We start from the raw sequence: 670 nt of genomic DNA, 5'->3' as shown, positions 1-670 counted from the left end.
ATATTGTAACTAACAATTTCACCAGAACACAGGTCTTTGATTGGCGAAAGGTAAACTCGTTCATCCTGGTTCATATTGCCATAACGATACTCACTGACATCAGTTACCATCTTTTGGTATGGACGATCAGTTTGAAAACGACGGTGAAGACGATTCTTAGCCTTTTTGCCCTGGGGACCAATCGACGAATCGTATTTCCTGGTCTGACGATTATACATTAGTGACGATAGTCCATTTTCACGCATCAAACGACTAACTCGTTTATGGTTAACTTTAATGCCACGCCGATGCAGCTCGTCGGTCACAGGTCGATAACCATAACCTGGATTCTGTTGTTTGATGTCCTTAATGGTTTGGAGTAATTCATGATTATCTTCTGTTTCTCTGCGGTGTGCTTGATAATAAAATGTGCTCCGCTTAACGGTGGTATATGGCAAAATCTCCGTTAAGCTAAATCCAAATTGATGCCTTAGTTCTTGGATGATTTGATATTCTTCTTTGACTGTCCGCGATGTTGAACTAAGGCCTTGAGTTTTTTTAGATATTCGTTCTCCACTCGTAAAGCTCGATTCTCAGCTTTCAAACGTTCTAACTCTGATAACTGCTTACTAGCCTGACGATTATGATTAGTAGTCATGTGTTTTGCCCGTCCTCTTCTGGTAAACAAGGC

The 670-nt window shown here is 40.9% G+C and carries 3 pseudogenes; all 3 read right to left on the bottom strand.

The window, feature by feature from the left end:
• Positions 1-245, bottom strand: a pseudogene (locus tag FC49_RS10275) (IS3 family transposase); the annotation flags it as partial.
• Positions 246-266: 21 nt separating this feature from the next.
• Positions 267-437, bottom strand: a pseudogene (locus FC49_RS10400) (IS3 family transposase); the annotation flags it as partial.
• A gap of 32 nt (positions 438-469) precedes the next feature.
• A pseudogene (locus FC49_RS10270) lies at positions 470-670 on the bottom strand (helix-turn-helix domain-containing protein); the annotation flags it as partial.

This window comes from Limosilactobacillus oris DSM 4864, assembly GCF_001434465.1.
GTDB lineage: Bacteria > Bacillota > Bacilli > Lactobacillales > Lactobacillaceae > Limosilactobacillus > Limosilactobacillus oris.
The sequence above is the reverse complement of the archived record's forward strand: the minus strand, read 5'-3'. Positions and strand labels throughout refer to the sequence as shown.